The organism is Terriglobus sp. ADX1 (assembly GCF_036877645.1).
Classification (GTDB): Bacteria; Acidobacteriota; Terriglobia; order Terriglobales; family Acidobacteriaceae; genus Terriglobus.
Genome location: NZ_JAEDXV010000009.1, coordinates 42,209 through 60,228 on the forward strand (window position 1 = coordinate 42,209; position 18,020 = coordinate 60,228).

The window sequence follows — 18,020 nt, forward strand, 5'->3', positions numbered from 1 at the left end:
AACGTGTTGCGACTAGAATCAGAACTGGAACTAAAGAAAATTCAGAGGATGGCATGAACACGTCACATCCCTATATATGGAATTACCTTCCGCTGGCCTTCCAGCTACTGGTCGCCGTCGGACTGGCTGGCGGCATGGTCGGCGGCTCGTATTTCATCGGCAAGAAGCGTGCCAGCAAGGTCAAGGCCGGTGCCTACGAGTGCGGTATGGAGCCCGTCGGCGACGCACGCGGACGCTTCTCCGTGCGCTTTTACATGGTTGCCATGCTCTTCATCCTCTTCGACGTGGAAGCCGTCTTCATGCTTCCCTGGGCGACCATCTATCGCCAACTCCCCAGCATCACCGGATCGCGCTTCTTCGGCTTCTGGGAGATGATCGTGTACCTCGGCTTCGTGGCCGTGGGCCTGTTTTACGTTTGGAAGAAGGGCGTCCTTGACTGGAGCCAGGACAAGGCGGACCTCTAAATGGCAGAAGCTCTGTTGACTCTCGAAGCCGTGCGTGAACACATGGCGGACAACGCCGCGGTCGTGGCGCTGGCTGACCTTGCCGTAAAGGCAAAGTTTGACCGCAACGAACTCACCATCTACGTGGTTTCGCAGAACATCGTCGCGGCCGCCATTGCTGTGCAGAAGGCTGGCTACAACTTCCTCGAAGACGTCACGGCAGTCGACTGGTACCCCAGCGAGCCTCGCTTCCAGGTCACGTACCACATCGTCAGCCACCGGCTGAAGCAGCGCGTCCGTCTGGCGGCCCTACTGGACGGTGAAGATCCGGTCATCGACTCCATCACCTCCGTCTGGCCCAGCGCAAATTTCTACGAGCGCGAGGTGTGGGATCTCTTCGGCATCCGCTTCGTCGGCCACCCGAACCTGACCCGCATCATGATGCCCACCGACTGGAAGGGCCATCCGCTGCGCAAGGACTACCCCGTTGAGGGCTACCGCTAAACCTTTGCGTACTTGGCGCGTACGTCGCGCTCTTTGCGTACTGCTTTCGTAACGATTGAGGACAAGCAAGATGGCACCAGTAGCCGCTCCTGACATGATCAACCCCGGTGTGGACGACGTCGTCTCAGACGCACGCCGCCACAACCAGGATCCTTCGCACGACCACACCATGGTCCTCAACATGGGACCGCAGCACCCGTCCACCCACGGTGTGCTCCGTCTCGTGCTTGAGATTGACGGCGAAACCGTCGTCTCTCTCGCTCCTGACATCGGTTACCTGCACACCGGCATCGAGAAGACCACTGAGGCCAAGTTCTACCAGCAGGTCGTTCCTCTCACGGACCGTATCGACTATCTCTGCCCCATGACCAACAACCTGGCATACGTGCTGGCGGTTGAAAAGCTTCTGGGCCTTGAGATTCCTGAGCGGGCAGAGACCATCCGTATCCTGCTGAACGAACTCACCCGCATCCAGTCGCATCTGGTCTGGCTCGGCACGCACGCCATGGACATCGGCGCGCTCACTGTCTTCCTCTACTGCTTCCGCGAGCGTGAAGAACTCCTCCGCCTCTTTGAAGCCGTAGCAGGCCAGCGCATGATGACCAGCTACTTCCGCATTGGTGGCCTCTCTATGGAACCGCCCATCGACTGGTTCGCCCGCGTGCAGAAGTTCCTCAACATCATGCCGTCGAAGATCGCCGAGTACGAAGGCCTTCTCAGCGGCAACCCTATCTGGATCAACCGCCTCAAGGGCGTCGGCTACCTCTCGCCTGAGGACGCAATCGCTCTCGGCGTCACCGGTCCGCCGCTCCGCGCTTCGGGCGTGGATTGGGACCTGCGCCGCGACATGCCCTATTCCGGCTACGAGAAGTACCAGTTCAAGGTACCCATCCGCACCGAAGGCGACGTCTGGGCTCGCTACGTCATCCGCATCGAGGAGATGTACGAGTCGGTAAAGATCTGCCAGCAGGCACTCGATCGCATGCCGGAAGGCCCCATCGTGGCCGACGCGCCGAAGATCATCCTGCCCAACCGCGAGCAGATGAAGACGCAGATGGAATCGCTCATCCACCACTTCAAGATCGTCACCGAGGGCTTCGCAGTCCCCGCCGGCGAAGTCTTCCAGGCAGTGGAATCGCCCCGCGGCGTCATGGGTTACTACGTCGTCTCCGATGGCACAGCCAAGCCTCTTCGCGTCCACATGCGTAACCCCAGCTACGCCACTCTGCAGGCACTCGAAACCATGTGCAAAGGCAAGCTGCTCGGCGACGTCGTGGCTGTCATCGGCTCCATCGACATCGTTCTCGGTGAAATCGACCGCTAAGACAAACGAACTAAAAGCAAAGCCCCGTGCCTTACTTCTAAGGAGCGGGGCTTTTGTTATTCCGGCGAAAAGACGACGCGTGAAAAGGCTCAAAATCACGCGTCAATCAAAGAAACGCCGCATCTCCCTCTTGCATCTCAATCAGCAAATACGAGGGAAACTGACATGGTCACCGATCTGCGCGAGAAGGAAAACCTTGATCAGCAGTTAGCAAACAACAGCGTCCGCATCAAGGAATTGATTGACCAGCAATACAACGTGGAAGTCACACGTTCGCTGGTGCTCTGTTTCTCGTGCCCTGGAGAGGAATGCGCCCAGGCCCTCAGCAAGGCGCTCTTCGCGAAGGGCACGCGCATTCTTACACGTGACCCAAAGCAGAAAGCCAATGGCCGCTGGAGTATCCGCGTCGGCGTAAAGCGCAGTCTGCGCGATGCCGTCCGCGAGGAGTTCGTCGCCGACATGGTCCATACCGCCGCAAGCATGAACGGCAGTTACGACGGCTGGAACCTCCTCACAGACGAAACCGCAGAAGAGACGCAGAAGCAACCCAGCACATCCACCGTTCCGCAGCGCCGCCAGGTTGCCGCCTAGCGCTTTAAGAGTGCTGTTTGTCCGGCTGCATCACGGCAAGTTCATTTCCTGCAGGATCCGTAAAGTGAAACCGGCGTCCGCCCGGATACTGGAAAATCGGCTGCGTAATCGTTCCTCCAGCCGCCTTCACCTGCTCCGCTACTGCTTCAATCGAATCGGTTTCGATCATTGCCAGCGGAGCCTTTGACCGGCCCTCATCGCTGCCGTTGTAACCAGCCTCCAGGCCCGATCCATGCACCGTTGCATAGTCCGCGCCCCAGTCCTGATGTGTCCATCCAAAGACGTTTCCGTAAAACGACTTCAGCGAAGCCACATCTGTCGCGGGCAATTCAATGTACGAAAACTGATTCTTAGCCATGGGTTGACCTCCGTGCTCCCCGAGCACACTCTCGCAGGCCAGCCCCCATCCACACCACGGCGAGAAGGTTTCGCAGTGCAGGTAGAAGCGGCAGGAATGCCGCCTCGCGAGGAACAACCACATCGTAGCGCCACAGATGCGATAGCGTGAAGAGGTGAGCGACATCTCCGAACACATCACCGCACAGCTTCATCGCGAACTCTGGACTTCCTGGGCTTCCCTGCTGCGTTCTTACTCTGCCGTACACTCGCTCGGTCGCGAGCATCACGCCGTAGTCGAAGTTTCCGATGCGACCATTCTGGTCCGCTATGGATTGCGCTGGATGCAGTTCACGCATGACGAATACCGCACCAGTGAAGGCGATTTGCAGCCCTTCAAACTCACAGAAAATGGGCGTGCCGTCCTTGGTGACAACGAAGATGAGATGGACCTGTTCGCAGAACGACTTGCATCGGCGATAATTACCGTGTGAGCACCGTAACCGACAGCATCTTTTCGCCGGCCACGGCCGCGCGCTTCGACAAACTTGTCACTCTGTACCCCGTCAAGCGTTCGGCTCTTGTTCCCATGCTGCTTTATGCGCAGGACGAGGTCGGCTATGTCTCCGACGCCGTCGTCGCTGAGATTGCGCAGCGACTCGACCTTCTTGAGTTGGACGTTCGCGGCGTGCTGTCGTACTACTCCATGCTTCGCACCAAGCCCGCAGGCAAGTACAACGTACAGGTGTGCACCAACATCTCCTGCATGCTCGTCGGCGGTTACGACATTCTCGATCACTGCAAAGCCAAGCTCGGCATCGGCCACAAGGAAGTCACCGCAGATGGTCTCTTCTCGCTTGAAGAAGTTGAGTGCATTGGCGCCTGTTGCTGGGCTCCGGCCATGCAGGTCAACTACGACTTCCATGAAAACCTCACGCCCGCAAAGGTCGACGTCATCCTCGAAGACTACGCAGCAGGCCGCGGAAAGGACGTGAAGTAACATGCCCGTTCTCGTCTCACACCCCGATGAAGTCAAAGTCCTCTCCCGCCGTTTCGGCCAGGGCGCGGCAGACATCGACAAGTACCTCGAGCTCGATGGCTACAAGGCCGTGCAGAAGGCTATTGAAAGCGGTTCGGAATGGGTCATCAATGAAATGAAGGCCAGCGGCCTTCGCGGTCGCGGTGGCGCAGGTTTCCCCACCGGCATGAAGTGGTCGTTCGTCCCCAAGGTCAGCGAGAAGCCAAAGTATGTTCTCGTCAACGGCGACGAATCCGAACCCGGCACCTGCAAAGATCACGTCATCTTCCTGCATGACCCGCATGCCGTAATCGAAGGCACCATGATCGCGGGCCTCGCCATCGGCGCGAAGATGGGCTTCATCTATCTGCGCGGCGAATATCGCTATCTGCTCAAGATCGTTGAAAAGGCCGTTGCCGACGCATACGCCAAGGGTTTCCTCGGCAAGAACATCTTCGGCAAGGAAGGCGTGGACTTCGACATCGTCACGCAGTCCGGCGCGGGCGCATACGAAGTCGGTGAAGAGTCGGCTCTGATGGAATCGCTGGAAGGCAAGCGTGGCGTTCCGCGCATCAAGCCTCCGTTCCCTGCTGTCGTCGGCCTCTATGGTGGTCCCACCGTCATCAACAATGCAGAGACGATTGCCTCCGCACCGCACATCCTGCTGATGGGCGGCGAGGCATATGCCAAGCTCGGTTCCGAGCGCAATGGTGGCACACGCCTCTTCGGCATCAGCGGTATGGTCGAGCGCCCAGGCGTGTACGAACTGCCCATGGGCTACAACCTGAAGAAGGCTATCTACGAAGTGGCAGGCGGCGTGAAGGGCGGACGTAAGCTGAAGGCCGTAGTTCCTGGCGGGTCTTCCTGCCCGGTCCTGCTGCCCGAGGAAATCGACGTTGGCCTGGACTTCGACCAGATGGGCAAAGCCGGCACCATGCTCGGCTCGGGTGGCATCGTCGTCCTCGACGAAACCGTATCCATCGTGGAGTTCGCGCTGCGAACCATCAAGTTCTACCAGCATGAATCCTGCGGCTGGTGCATTCCCTGCCGTGAAGGCACGGACTGGCTGAAGAAGACCCTCACGCGCTTCTACAACGGAGCGGGCAACGCGAAGGACATTAACAACATTCAGTACCTCGCCGAAAACATGATGGGCCGTACCTTCTGCCCGCTCGGCGACGCAGCAGCCATGCCTACGCTCGGCTTCATCAAGAAGTTCCGCGGCGAGTTTGAAGAGTATCTGAAGGGCCAGCGCACCGAAAAGGCCTTCATCACCACCGATGAACTCATCGGCGCGGCGCACTAAGTTCGAGGACGGAATGCCAGACGTAACCTTTACCGTAGACGGCCAGCAGCTCACCGCACCCGCGGGCACGCTGCTCATCGACGCCTGCAAGGCCGCGGGCATCCAGATCCCGGCCTTCTGCTACTACCCCGGCCTGTCACTTCAGGCGGCCTGCCGTATGTGCGTTGTCCGCATTGAGAAGGTCCCCAAGCTCGCCACCGCCTGCACCACCACTGTGGCTGAAGGCATGGTCGTTGCAACGGAGACGCCGGAGATTGCGCAGGCCCGCAAGGCCACGCTGCAACTCCTGCTCGGCAATCACCCGCTCGACTGCCCCGTCTGCGACGCAGGCGGTCAGTGCGAACTGCAGGACATGACCTTCAAGTACGGCGCGGCAGAATCCTTCTACACCGAGCCGAAGAACCACCGCGAAGAGCAGAAGTGGTCGCCCACGGTTTACTTTGATCGTCCGCGCTGCATCCTCTGCTATCGCTGCGTCCGCATGTGCGGCGAAGGCATGGACGTCTACGCTCTCGGCATCCAGAATCGCGGCTCCTCCGCTGTCATTGCGCCGAACATTCCTGCATCCCAGACGGAAGATGGCCTGGCCAAGCTCGACTGCGAAGAGTGCGGCATGTGCATTGACGTCTGCCCCGTAGGCGCCCTCACCTCCGACACCTACCGTTACAAGACGCGCCCGTGGGAGATGAACCACGTAGCCACCATCTGCACGCACTGCGGCGATGGCTGCAAGACCACCCTCGGCGTCCGCTCCACCACGGACGGCAGCGAAATCATGCGTGGCGACAACCGCGACAAGTCCGGCCTCAACGGCGACTTCCTCTGCAACAAGGGTCGCTACGGCTTCGACTTCGCCAATTCGCCCCAGCGCATTACAGAGCCGATGCTCCGTCAGCCCAACGGCGAATTCAAAACCGTCACCTGGGATGAGGCACTCGCCTTCACCGGCAAGCGCCTTCGCGAAATCCGTGACGCTGGCAAGCAGACCGCCGTCATTGGCGGCAACCGCCTCACCAACGAAGAGGCGTACCTGCTGCAGAAGTTCGCACGCACGGTCCTTGGCACCAACAACATCGATCACCATCGCACGGCCGACTACGTCACGCTGGCCGCGGCACTCGCAGGCCATCGCGACCGCTTTGCCTCGCAGCATGACAATGAGAACGCTCCGGCGATCCTCCTCGTCGGCGGCGATCCAACCAACGAAGCTCCCCTGACCGCATGGAACCTGCGCACCAACGTTCGCCTGAACAACGCCAAGCTGTTCATCGTGAACCACCGCGCCATCAAGCTCCGTCGCCAGGCAAAGAACTTCGCCCAGATCGACGAACTCGGCTACGGCGCAGCCGTCGAAGCGCTTGCAAACGGCACCGGCGATGCAGCACTCAACGCCATCACTGAAGCCGTCAAGGCTCAGCAGTCCCTCGTCATCCTCATCGGCGACGAGCTGCGCGGCGAAGCCCTCAAGCGCCTCATCGACTTCGGCCTCACGCTGCCCAACACGAAGTTTGCGCTCCTCGGCGACTACGTGAATGCGCACGGTGCTGCCGACATGGGCCTCCTGCCCGACATGCTGCCGGGCTACCAGCCGGTACAGGGTCACCACGACTTCGCTAACGAGTACGGCGAGCGTTTCAACAGCACACCTGGCCTCGACCTCGTCGGCATCTTCGACGCAGCCAACGCGGGCAATCTCGGCGCGCTGTACATCGTCAATGCAAACCCGGTCAGCCGTTATTCCATCGAAGAGTCCTATCTTGCGAACACCTTCACAGTTGTCCACGAGATGTTCTTTACGGAAACGGCAAAGCTGGCAGACGTCATCCTGCCCTGCGCCAACCTTTACGAGAAGTCCGGTTCCGTAACCAACAGCTACGGTGATCTGCAACTCGTACAGAAGGCCAGTGACCGCGCCGGTGTCCGCACCGACCTGGAACTGATCGTCCGCGTTGCTGACGCGATGGGCGCCAACATTCGAGAACTCGTTCCCTTCGGCAAGAAGTCTTCTGGACTCCGCGCTGACCTGGGCCAGACGCGCGGTGCACAGGCTGGCGAGGCCGACCGTCACGCCGTATGGCTCACCAGCAACAACCTTGAGCCGAAGCTGTCGCCGTTCGATCCCTTCGCGGTGCTCGACGAGATTCAGCGCCTCGTTCCGGGCTACGACCTGCTCCGTCTGCAGCTTCTCAGCGGCAACGACCAGCACCTGTCGCCAGCCGCTCCGGCAGATCTCATCCAGATCGCACCGGCACGCCGCGACCTCGTCCTTCCCGCCGACGACACGCTCTTCACCTCCGGCACCCTGGGCCGCTACTCGCCCAAGCTGACCGAACTGGCCGACAAGTACGCAGTAGAACCCGCCGGCATCCCGGCTGACTGATAAGGACCTGAGACAGCCGCGATGCATCTGACTGACACGCAAATCTTCATCCTGCTCACGATCCTCAAGATTGTGGTGGTTCTGGTCATCACGCTCACCTCCGTGGCGTACACGGTGCTACTTGAGCGTAAGGTGATCGGCCTCATCCAGAATCGCTGGGGACCCAGCCGCGTCGGCCCATTCGGCCTCTTCCAGCCGCTGGCGGACGGTATCAAGCTCTTCCTCAAGGAAGACCTGATGCCCTTTGCAGTGGAGCGCCCGCTGTTTGTGCTCGCTCCGCTCATCGCGCTTTCCTGCGCGCTGGTCTCCATTGCTGTCGTTCCCTTCGGCAACGTGTTCGAGTACCACGGCGTCGACCTCTTCCAGATCTCCGACATCAACATCGGCCTTCTGGTGATCCTCGGCATCACCTCCATCGGCGTCTACGGCATTGCGCTCTCCGGCTGGTCGTCGAACAACAAGTACTCGCTGCTCGGCTCACTGCGTGCGTCTGCCCAGGTCATCAGCTACGAACTCGCGCTCGGCCTCTCGCTCGTAGGCGTGGTCATGCGCTCCGGCTCGCTCCGCCTACGCGACATCGTCGATACCCAGGCCACCCACGGTTTTCTCAGTTGGAACATCTGGCCGCAGCTTCTCGGCTTCTTCGTGTACCTGATGGCGGCTTACGCGGAAACCAACCGTGCACCGTTCGATCTTCCGGAAGCCGAATCGGAACTCGTCGCCGGATACCACACCGAGTATTCGTCCATGAAGTTCGCCATGTTCTTCATGGCGGAATACGCGAATATGATCACGGTGTCCTGCGTGGCCACGCTGCTCTTCTTCGGCGGCGCATCCTCCCCGCTCGGCCATTTCCTGCCGGATAACTTCGGTGGACCGATCCTCATGCACATCTTCCCGGTGCTCTGGTTCGTCTTCAAAGTCTTCTGCTTCCTGTTCCTCTACATCTGGGTGCGCTCCACGCTGCCACGCTTCCGTTATGACCAGCTCATGAGCTTCGGTTGGAAGTGGCTGCTGCCGCTCTCCATGCTCAACATCGTAGGTACAGCACTGGTGCTGGCCTTCAAGGGGTAAATCCGCTGCAGGGCCTCGGTTACAATCAACACGGAACCGATACCCCAGCAAACAGCCTTTTAACCGCTTCTTGCAACAGATCGAAGGACTTGCCGGAACGATGCAACTCGCGCTTTTCATCATCTTTGCGGTGCTCTGTGTGGCCGGTGCGCTGAACTTTCTGTTTCAGCGTCACCCCATCAACTCCGCGCTCTCGCTCATCGTCGTCATGATGTCGCTCGCCGTCATCTACTGGACGCTGGGTGCTGAGTTCCTTGCGGCCGCTCAGGTCATCGTCTACTCCGGCGCCATCATGGTGCTGTTCACCTTCGTCATCATGCTGCTCAACGCAGGTGAAGAAGACCGAACGCACGGCTCCAAAGCCGCCTACTTCGCGGGTATCCCCGGAGCCATCGGCGTTGTCGCGCTCCTCGGCTACACCTTCTTTCATGAGAAGGCCATCCTGGGTTCCGTCAATCTTGGTGGCCATCTGAACAACGGCTTGAACAACATGGTTGAGATCAGCAAGACGCTGTTCACTGACCTGTTGCTACCCTTCGAAGTCACATCGATCCTCATCCTCGTCGCCATTCTTGGCGCTGTGGTTCTCGCACGGAAGGAGCACTAAACACATGGTGCCCATCTACGCCTATCTGGTTCTTGCCGCGGTGCTCTTCACCATCGGCATTGCTTCGTTCCTCATCAAGCGCAACATCATCACCGTCTTCATGTCGATTGAGCTTATGCTCAACGCCGTGAACCTGACGTTCGTTGCGTTCTCGCACGTGCATCACGCCGTGCACGGACAGATTTTCGTCTTCTTCGTCATGGTGGTTGCCGCCGCCGAAGCTGCCGTGGGTCTTGCCATCATCATCGCTATCTTCCGTACGCGCCAGACGCTGGACGTGGACCGCATCAACCTGCTCAAGAACTAAGCGGAGACGAGATACATACCGATGCCCGCACATCTGCTCTGGCTATTCCCGCTGCTTCCCTTCACCGGCTTCCTGCTGAACGGCACCATTGGCCGTAAGCTCCCCAAAGCCGGCGTCGCAGCCATCGCTCTTTTATTCACCGCCATCCCGGCTCTGCTGTGGGCGTGGCTCTGGTTCTTCATGCGCTCGCATGACGTACTCCAGATCACCGCTGCCTCGCGTCCCTGGATTGAGACCGCCGCATTCAGCGTGCGCTTCGCCCTCACGGTCGACCACCTCACGCTCATCATGCTCGGCGTTATCACCTGCGTCGGCTTCCTCATCCACATCTACTCCACCGGCTACATGGCAGACGACGAGGGTTACTGGCGCTTCTTCGCTTACCTGAACCTCTTCATGTTCTTCATGCTGACGCTGGTTCTGGCAGAAAGCTTCCTGCTCCTCTTTGTGGGATGGGAGGGCGTGGGTCTCGCTTCCTATCTGCTGATCGGCTTCTACTGGAAGAAGCCCTCTGCCAACAACGCAGGACGTAAGGCGTTCGTCGTCAACCGCGTTGGCGATTTCGGCTTCCTCCTTGCAATGTTTCTGCTCATCAACCACTTCGGTACGCTGAGCTTCACGCAGGTCTTCGCCGCAATCCAGCACCACCCCGAACTGCACGGTGGCTTCCTCACCGCAATCGCGCTGCTGTTGCTCGTCGGTGCCGCCGGTAAGTCCGCACAGATTCCTCTGTACGTCTGGCTACCGGACGCGATGGAAGGCCCTACACCGGTCTCCGCTCTGATCCACGCCGCAACCATGGTCACCGCAGGCGTTTACCTCGTAGCTCGCTCGCACGTGTTGTTTGACCGTTCGCCCTTCGCACTCGGTGTAGTCGCCATCATCGGCGCAGCAACGGCACTCTTCGCCGCAACGATCGGTGCAGTTCAGCACGACATCAAGCGTGTCCTCGCTTACTCCACCATCTCGCAGCTTGGCTACATGTTCCTCGGCTGCGGCGTAGCGGCGTATGGCGCAGCAGTCTTCCACCTGATGACGCACGCCTTCTTCAAGGCGCTGCTCTTCCTCGCTGCGGGTTCGGTCATCCACGCCCTCTCCGGCGAGCAGGACATGCGCGTCATGGGCGGTCTGCGCAAGCGCATCCCCGTCACCTTCTGGACCATGACGATGGGCGTTATCGCCATCGCAGGCATCTGGCCCTTCGCTGGCTTCTTCTCCAAGGACGAGATCCTCTGGCAGACCTTCTCCCACACGGAGAACCCGCTGCACTACCTGCTATGGGCCGTCGGCCTCATCACCGCAGGCCTTACCTCGTTCTACATGTTCCGTCTCTGGTTCAAGACCTTCTTCGGAGCAGAGCGCTTTGACGAGCACAACCTCGGCGACGCTCACGGTCATGCTTCTCACTCAAATGAAAACGAGCACGACGATAGCCAGACCGGACACGGCCACCACGGGGTACACGAATCGCCCTGGGTCATGCTCGGACCGCTCGCCATCCTCGCTGTGCTCTCAATCATCGGTGGATGGGTTGGCGTTCCGGCAGCACAACACGGCCATGACGAAATCGGTGCCTTCCTCGCTCCGGTCTTCGCTCCTGCAGTGGAAGGCGCACACGCTGCCGCAGAAGAAACCGCATCACGCGGTATGGAACTCGGCCTCGCCGCTGTCTCCCTGCTGACCGCACTCGTTGGTTTCCTCGCTGCGTACGTCTTCTACTACAAGAAGCCCGGCACGCTCGGCGCCAAGGCCACCAACAACCCGCTCTACACGCTGGCATCCAACAAGTACTACGTGGACGAGATCTACCACTACGTCATCGTCACACCCATCCTCGTCTTCTCGCGCCTCATCCTCGGCGCTCTGGTGGACGGCGGCCTGGTGAGCGGCAGTGGAGCACTCGCAGCATTCCTCACACGCCAGGCTGGCAACGGCACACGCCGCATGCAGTCCGGCAACATCCGTTCTTACGCTGGATGGCTCGCTGCCGGAGCCGCAGCCGTCATCCTGCTGATGACCTACACCGCATTGACCGAGCACGCCACCAAAGCGGCGTTGCACCTCAAGTAAGGAGACGCGCGAGGACCTATGACAATAAACGACCTCATCCTGACGCTGATTCTCCTCACGCCGCTGGCCGGAGTCGCAATCCTTGCGCTTCTGCCGCAGCGCGGTAAATCGCACCAGTGGGTAGCACTCATCATCACGCTGCTCACCTTCGTTTTCACCCTGCATCTGCCCGTTAACTTCCATCAGGCGCAGACGGTGATCACGCCGGGCAGCCGCGTTCTGAACTTCGCCTTCGAGTTCGATCGCATCTGGATTCCTTCGCCGATCATCCATTACCACGTCGGCGTCGACGGCCTCTCCATGTGGCTCGTCGTCCTCAGCGGCCTTCTTGCACCCCTCGGCGTACTCGCTTCGTGGCGCACGATCGCCCACCGCCAGAAGCTCTTTTACTCGCTGTTCCTGCTGCAGCAGGTCGCCATCTTCGGCGTCTTCATGTCGCTCGACCTCTTCCTGTTCTATGCATTCTTTGAACTGGCCCTGGTCCCCATGACGCTGCTAATCGCCATCTACGGCCGCAGCAACAATCGCCAGAAGGCCGCGATGAAGTACTTCCTCTACAACTTCATCCCCTCGGCAATCCTTCTCGTGGGCGTCATCTGGCTCTATGCCAAGACCGGCACCTTCCAGATTCCGCATCTCCTCACGCTTGCAGCAAACCACGGCATCCATGGCACGTCCGCTGGCCTCTGGCTGGCTTCCCTCGCCTTCCTGGTCGCCTTCGCCGTAAAGATTCCGGTCTTCCCGCTGCACGGCTGGCTGTCGGACGCCATCAGCGAAGCACCGACCGCCGCCGTTATGATCCTCGCCGGCAAGATCGGCCTCTACTCCGTACTGCGCTTCTCCTTTGGCATCTTCCCGGAACAGTCGCACCGCATCGCTCCGCTGATGATCGCGCTCGGTGCCATCGGCATCGTCTACGGCGCCTGCGTTGCTCTCATCCAGGACGACCTCAAGCGCCTCGCCGCTTTCTCAACCCTGGGCCATCTGTCCTTCATCACGCTGGGCATCTTCACCTTCACGGTGAACGGCCTCGACGGCGGCATGTACCAGATCCTGAACCACGGCATCTCCGGAGGCGCCCTCTTCCTGCTGATGGGCTTCCTCTACGAACGCTACGGCACCTACGACATGCGTGAACTCGGCGGCATCGCTGGCAAGCTGCCGTGGATGGTCACACTGTTCGTTGTCACGGCGCTGTCAAACGTCGGCCTGCCCATGCTGAACAGCTTCGTCGGCGAATTCCTCATCCTCTCCGGCACTGCTGGCAACACGCTGACCTCGCACCCGTGGCTATGGACGACCATCGCCACCACCGGCGTCATCTTCGCTGCGGCGTACCTGCTTACGATGATCCAGCGCGTCTTCTACGCAAACCTCGGAGCTACCTCCGCTGAGAAGCCCGGATGGGACATCACGCCGCGTGAACACCTCGCCCTGTGGCCGCTGGTTGCCTTGTTCCTCTTCATGGGCCTCTCTTCGCCCACCTTCACACGTTCGCTCGATTCGCTCGGTGTCTACTACTCCGGCTACACGCCTGCACCTGCGGATTCCATCCGCAAAGTAGAAGCCGAGACGTACTCGCAGAGCCTACCTGCCAACACCACTGCCGTAGCTTCGGCCATTCGCACAGGAGACGCACGCTAAGATGCTCGAATCGCTCTCCAACAACGTTCTGGCCCTTCTGCCGGAGTATGTCCTCACCCTCTTCGGCGTGATCATCATGCTGGCAGAGCCGATGCTGCCTGCTGGCAAGTCCCGCCGTTCCCTCGGCTGGTTCGCCGTCCTCGGCACACTCATCACCACCGGCCTCACGCTCTGGCAGCTCCATCTGGGCATCATGAATGCCTTCAGCGACTCCATCCGCGTCGACGCCTACTCCGTCTTCTTCCAGGTCGTCATCTGCCTCGTGGTCTTCGTCTCACTGCTGTCCTCGCTGGACTTTCTTGACGGCAACAACAGCCATGCAGGCGAATACTACGCACTCTCCTGCTTCGCCGCCGTAGGCATGATGCTCATGTGCTGCTCCACGGAGCTGCTCATGGTCTTCATCGGACTTGAAATCTCGTCCATCTCCACCTACATCATGGCGGGCTACCGCAAGACAGAAGCCACCGCGACGGAAAGCTCGCTGAAGTACTTCCTGCTTGGCTCCTTCGCCACAGCCTTCTTCCTCTACGGCATCGCACTCACGTTCGGCGCTACTGGCTCCACGAACCTGAACGTCGTCGCCAAGGTCATCACCACCACCAACACGCCGGTCCTGGCCATCGTCGCCGTCGCCATGATCATCATCGGCATCGGCTTCAAGGTCTCCGCAGCTCCCTTCCACGTCTGGACACCGGACGTCTATCAGGGAGCACCGCCGCCGGTTGTTGGCATGATGTCCACCGCGCCCAAGGCCGCAGCGTTCGCCGTTCTGCTCCGCATCCTCTTCTCGGGTTACGCGATTCTCCAGCCGCGCTGGGCCATCCTCATGGCCGTCATCGCAACGCTGTCCATGTGCATCGGCAATCTCGGTGCGTTGCTCCAGCGTGACGTCAAGCGCATGCTGGCGTACTCCTCCATCGCGCACGCCGGATACCTCATCTGCGCATTCACTGCGCTGCCCACGGATGGCATTGCAGCAGCCGCGTTGTACTCCGCTGCTTACGCCGCGATGAACGTTGGTGCCTTCACCGTCATCACACTCATCTCCGGCTACAAGGAAACCGTCCGCACCGGCGAAGACTACACCGGCATGGCGCTCCGTCACCCCGTTCTCGGCGCGGCACTCAGCTTCTTCCTGCTGTCCATGATCGGCATTCCCTTCACCGGCGGCTTCTTCGCCAAGTTCTATGTCTTCACCGGCGTATTGCATGCGGGTCACGTGAAGCTGGCTATCATCGGCCTGGCGAACTCCGGCGTCGCTTGCTACTACTACCTGCGCCTGATCATCCGCCTGTACAGCACGCCGCAGCCCAACGAACCCACCTCCGGCAGCTTCACCTCCGCAGACCGCCCGGAGACGCTGTTCACGCAGGAAGACGGTCGCCGCTTCCCCGGCTACATCGCCCTGGCTGCTGCCGTCATCGCAACCCTTGTTCTCGGAGTATGGCCCGGCCGCTTCGTCGCCACGGCACGCACCGCAGCCATCGCAACAGCACCCGCAGGCGACGCAACACAGAACACCGTGAACGACCCAGCCGCTCTGCGCTGATCGGTTCCTCCTAACTCAGAAAAGGGGGTGCAATCGCACCCTTTTTTCTATGTTCATCGAGAGCGTTGTTCTGAGGAGATCGTTCTTCGGCTGGTCATTCTGAGCAGAGCGAAGAATCCCGACGAACCCTCATCATGCCACTACAGCCTGAAGCTTCAGCCAGAGAACCCAAACCAGCTTCGCAACAACGAAGCTCATACGGTTGAAAGACCGTAATCCTGAGCAGAGTCGACGGACACCAGCCTCTTACTCCATCCGCAGCGCCGTCATCGGCTCCACATTCGCCGCCTTCGCAGCCGGCACGGCACTCGCCACCAACGCACTCATGATCATCACGCCGCAAGCCGCCAACAATGCCCACACGTGGATGCCCTTCACTTCATACAACTGCGATTGCAGAAAGTGCCCCGCCAGCAACGCCAGCGGAATACCCACGGCAACACCAATCACTGTCTGAATCGCTGCACCGCGCAGAATCAGCCGAACCACGTTGCTGCGATCCGCACCCAACGCCATCCGTACGCCAATCTCCGGAATCCGACGCTCCACACCATACGCCGTCACGCCATACAGCCCAATCGAAGCCAGCAACAACGCCAGCGTGCCAAAGATCGTAGTCAACCGCACCATCAGCTTCTGCTGCGTGAAGTAGTTGCTTACCTGGTCGTCATATGTCGTCAACCGCGTCACCGCAATATCCGGATTGATCTGGTTCAGAATCCGCCGAATTGTCGCCGTCGCAATCGAAGGATCGCCGTCATACCGCGCAATCAGGTTTGACGCAAAGTGTTTGTACTGCTCGCCCTTCACCGCCTGCTCCAGTACCGCCGCCGGTGCATTCACATTGCTATAGTCCGATGTCTGACTCATCGGCGTGAAGAACATCGGCCGAGTCTCCCGCGAAGGATTCCCGTACTTCGAGTCATCCACCACGCCCACAATCTGGAACTCACCCGTCATCCTGCGGTCTTCACCAAACCGCTTTCCAAGCGGATACCCACCCTTCAAAATCTTCTTCACAAACTGTTGGTTCACAACAGCCACATGCGTGCTGGTCGCAGAATCATGTTCCGTAAACGTCCGGCCCAGCATCAGCTTTTGGCCCACCGCATCAAAGAAGTGCGGACTCACAGACGTATAGCTCACATTCAACTTGTCGTCGGGATTGCCGCCTTCCAAGGCAATATTCGTACCCCAGTTGTTGAACGCCATAGGCCCGTACGTTGCATAAGAAACATCGTGCAAGCCAGGTAGCCCTGCAAACGCCTGGTCCACCTGTCGATACAAACCATCAAGCTGTTCGTACTTGTACCCCGCCGCCGCCAGATCAATGAAGGCAATCACTCGGCCCTTCGTTTCAAAGCGGAAGTTCTGCGACTCCAGCTTGTTCAAACTCATGATCAGCAGGCCAGCCGTACTCAACAAAGCCACAGACAACGCCGCCTGCAACACCACCAGCGTCTTTTGCATGCCACCGCTGTGCCCCGTAGCCCGATTCGCACCACGCAATGCCTCCGCAGGATTCGTGCGTGAAGCAATCAGCGCGGGCGCAATCCCAAACAGCACCCCCGTCACGGTCGACAGCACCAATGCAAATCCCAGCACCGGCAGCGAAGGCGAAGCACTCACCGGAACAATCTCCGCGCCACGCATCGCTAGCGCCAGAATGCCTCTTACGCCCACATACGCCACCAACAGTCCCAGCGCACCGCCCGTTACGGCAAGCAACACAGACTCCACCAGCATCTCGCGAATCAGCCGACTCCGACTCGCTCCCAACGCCGACCGCACGCTCAACTCCTGCCGTCGCGCCACACCGCGTACCAACATCAGGTTCGCCAGATTCGCGCAGGCAATCAGCAAAACAAAGCCCGCAATCATCTGCAGCATCGTCAGGCTCTTCTCATAGTCACTGCGCAGATCGTTAATACCACCGCTCGCAGGTGCCAGCTCCGTGGTCTGCTTACGAATCTGTTCTACCGTATCGCGCGACTGCGGATCGCGATTCGCCAACAACCACTGCACCAGCGTCCCCCGCATCGCATTCTGAATCTGCGGCACCTTCGCAGCATCCGGAACCCTCACCAGCAGATCCATCCAATGCGAAGTTGGCTGCTTCGAAAGTGTTCGAACAGAAAAGACTGGCTCCTGCGCCACAGGAATCCATACACCCACCGGATCAGCAGAGTTGCGATCCCCAATGAATCCCTCCGCGGTAATGCCAACCACGGTGATCGGGTGCCCGGTCAGAATCAGCGTCTGCCCAACAATACTGGGATCTCCATGAAACTTCGTTTGCCACACCGGATAGCTCAACACCGTAACCGGCGCAGCGCCTTCATGATCATCATCCGGATGGATCAGCCGTCCGGCATACGGATGCACACGCAACACATCGAAATAATTCCCGGAAACCATGCGGACTTCCAACGGCTGTGTAGCCGTCTCATTCGCACGATGCGCAGACACAGTCGTCGATCCAGCCTGCACCGCCGCCATATCCTGCGCGTTCGGCACATGATCTCGGAAGGTGCGATACAAATCGGTGGAGAAGATGCGCCAGTCATCCTGAAGGCCGCCATCCACGCAGCACTCAATCTCCTTGCCCACCTTGTAAATCTGTTCCGGGTGCTCCACCGGCATGGAACGAAGGATGACCTGATAGATCAGTGTGAAGATGGCTGTCGTCGCACCAATACCCAAAGCCAACGTAAGCAACGCAGTCGCTGCAAACCCCGGTGAGCGCCGCAATCTCCTGATTCCGTAACGCACATCTTCCGCAAAAGCAGCCATCCGTCACTCTCCTGTTCGAGTGTTGCTACGCAAAATCACGCCACTTGGCACTACGCCATTTTCCGCCACTG

General features: G+C 59.6%; 16 protein-coding genes. 14 read left to right on the top strand and 2 right to left on the bottom strand.

Annotated features, from left to right (window positions below; all coding sequences use genetic code 11):
• Window positions 1-53: 53 nt before the first annotated feature.
• The 4 genes from JAO32_RS07870 to JAO32_RS07885 all read left to right on the top strand — a co-directional run bounded on the left by JAO32_RS07870 (window position 54) and on the right by JAO32_RS07885 (window position 2,862).
• On the top strand, window positions 54-464 hold the full coding sequence (locus JAO32_RS07870) for an NADH-quinone oxidoreductase subunit A (RefSeq protein ID WP_334239202.1): 411 nt from the start codon (window positions 54-56) through the stop codon (window positions 462-464).
• Window positions 465-947, top strand: coding sequence for an NADH-quinone oxidoreductase subunit C (locus tag JAO32_RS07875; protein ID WP_334239204.1), 483 nt, complete (start codon window positions 465-467; stop codon window positions 945-947). It begins immediately after the preceding gene.
• A gap of 70 nt (window positions 948-1,017) precedes the next feature.
• Window positions 1,018-2,271, top strand: a complete 1,254-nt coding sequence (gene nuoD / locus JAO32_RS07880) for an NADH dehydrogenase (quinone) subunit D (RefSeq protein ID WP_334239206.1) — start codon at window positions 1,018-1,020, stop codon at window positions 2,269-2,271.
• A gap of 165 nt (window positions 2,272-2,436) precedes the next feature.
• The gene (locus JAO32_RS07885) at window positions 2,437-2,862 is read left to right on the top strand and encodes a ribonuclease E inhibitor RraB (protein ID WP_334239208.1); all 426 of its coding nucleotides are present in this window, start codon (window positions 2,437-2,439) and stop codon (window positions 2,860-2,862) included.
• A 4-nt stretch (window positions 2,863-2,866) separates the two neighbouring features.
• Here the strand turns inward: JAO32_RS07885 and JAO32_RS07890 are convergent, their stop codons facing one another.
• On the bottom strand, window positions 2,867-3,220 hold the full coding sequence (locus JAO32_RS07890; RefSeq protein WP_334239210.1) for a VOC family protein: 354 nt from the start codon (window positions 3,218-3,220) through the stop codon (window positions 2,867-2,869).
• Window positions 3,221-3,374: 154 nt separating this feature from the next.
• Between JAO32_RS07890 and JAO32_RS07895 the strand changes: the two genes are divergently transcribed.
• From JAO32_RS07895 to JAO32_RS07940, 10 genes are all read left to right on the top strand, one after another.
• Window positions 3,375-3,692 carry a transcriptional regulator gene (locus tag JAO32_RS07895; protein ID WP_334239211.1) on the top strand — a complete coding sequence of 106 codons (318 nt, stop codon included), beginning with the start codon at window positions 3,375-3,377 and terminating at the stop codon, window positions 3,690-3,692.
• Window positions 3,689-4,198 (top strand): NADH-quinone oxidoreductase subunit NuoE family protein, encoded by a 510-nt coding sequence (locus JAO32_RS07900; protein ID WP_047487812.1) that lies wholly within the window; start codon window positions 3,689-3,691, stop codon window positions 4,196-4,198. The genes JAO32_RS07895 and JAO32_RS07900 overlap by 4 nt, the downstream gene beginning before the upstream one ends.
• Window position 4,199: 1 nt before the next feature.
• Window positions 4,200-5,522: an NADH-quinone oxidoreductase subunit NuoF gene (nuoF, locus tag JAO32_RS07905; protein ID WP_334239215.1), complete on the top strand. Its 1,323-nt coding sequence runs from the start codon at window positions 4,200-4,202 to the stop codon at window positions 5,520-5,522.
• A 13-nt stretch (window positions 5,523-5,535) separates the two neighbouring features.
• A complete protein-coding gene (locus tag JAO32_RS07910) occupies window positions 5,536-7,902 on the top strand; it encodes a molybdopterin-dependent oxidoreductase (RefSeq protein ID WP_334239217.1) in 2,367 nt (788 codons plus the stop codon).
• 21 nt (window positions 7,903-7,923) lie between these two features.
• A complete protein-coding gene (gene nuoH, locus JAO32_RS07915) occupies window positions 7,924-8,976 on the top strand; it encodes an NADH-quinone oxidoreductase subunit NuoH (protein ID WP_334239218.1) in 1,053 nt (350 codons plus the stop codon).
• 100 nt (window positions 8,977-9,076) lie between these two features.
• Entirely contained in the window at window positions 9,077-9,583 is a 507-nt protein-coding gene (locus JAO32_RS07920) for an NADH-quinone oxidoreductase subunit J family protein (RefSeq protein ID WP_334239219.1), read from the top strand.
• A 4-nt stretch (window positions 9,584-9,587) separates the two neighbouring features.
• Entirely contained in the window at window positions 9,588-9,890 is a 303-nt protein-coding gene (gene nuoK, locus JAO32_RS07925; RefSeq protein WP_047487821.1) for an NADH-quinone oxidoreductase subunit NuoK, read from the top strand.
• Window positions 9,891-9,911: 21 nt separating this feature from the next.
• Window positions 9,912-11,960, top strand: coding sequence for an NADH-quinone oxidoreductase subunit L (gene nuoL, locus JAO32_RS07930; protein WP_334239223.1), 2,049 nt, complete (start codon window positions 9,912-9,914; stop codon window positions 11,958-11,960).
• An 18-nt stretch (window positions 11,961-11,978) separates the two neighbouring features.
• Complete coding sequence (locus tag JAO32_RS07935; RefSeq protein ID WP_334239225.1) at window positions 11,979-13,604, top strand: complex I subunit 4 family protein; 1,626 nt, start codon at window positions 11,979-11,981, stop codon at window positions 13,602-13,604.
• A gap of 1 nt (window position 13,605) precedes the next feature.
• Window positions 13,606-15,156, top strand: a complete 1,551-nt coding sequence (locus JAO32_RS07940; RefSeq protein WP_334239227.1) for an NADH-quinone oxidoreductase subunit N — start codon at window positions 13,606-13,608, stop codon at window positions 15,154-15,156.
• Between the two features lie 246 nt (window positions 15,157-15,402).
• Here the strand turns inward: JAO32_RS07940 and JAO32_RS07945 are convergent, their stop codons facing one another.
• The gene (locus JAO32_RS07945) at window positions 15,403-17,949 is read right to left on the bottom strand and encodes an ABC transporter permease (RefSeq protein WP_334239229.1); all 2,547 of its coding nucleotides are present in this window, start codon (window positions 17,947-17,949) and stop codon (window positions 15,403-15,405) included.
• Window positions 17,950-18,020: the final 71 nt, after the last annotated feature.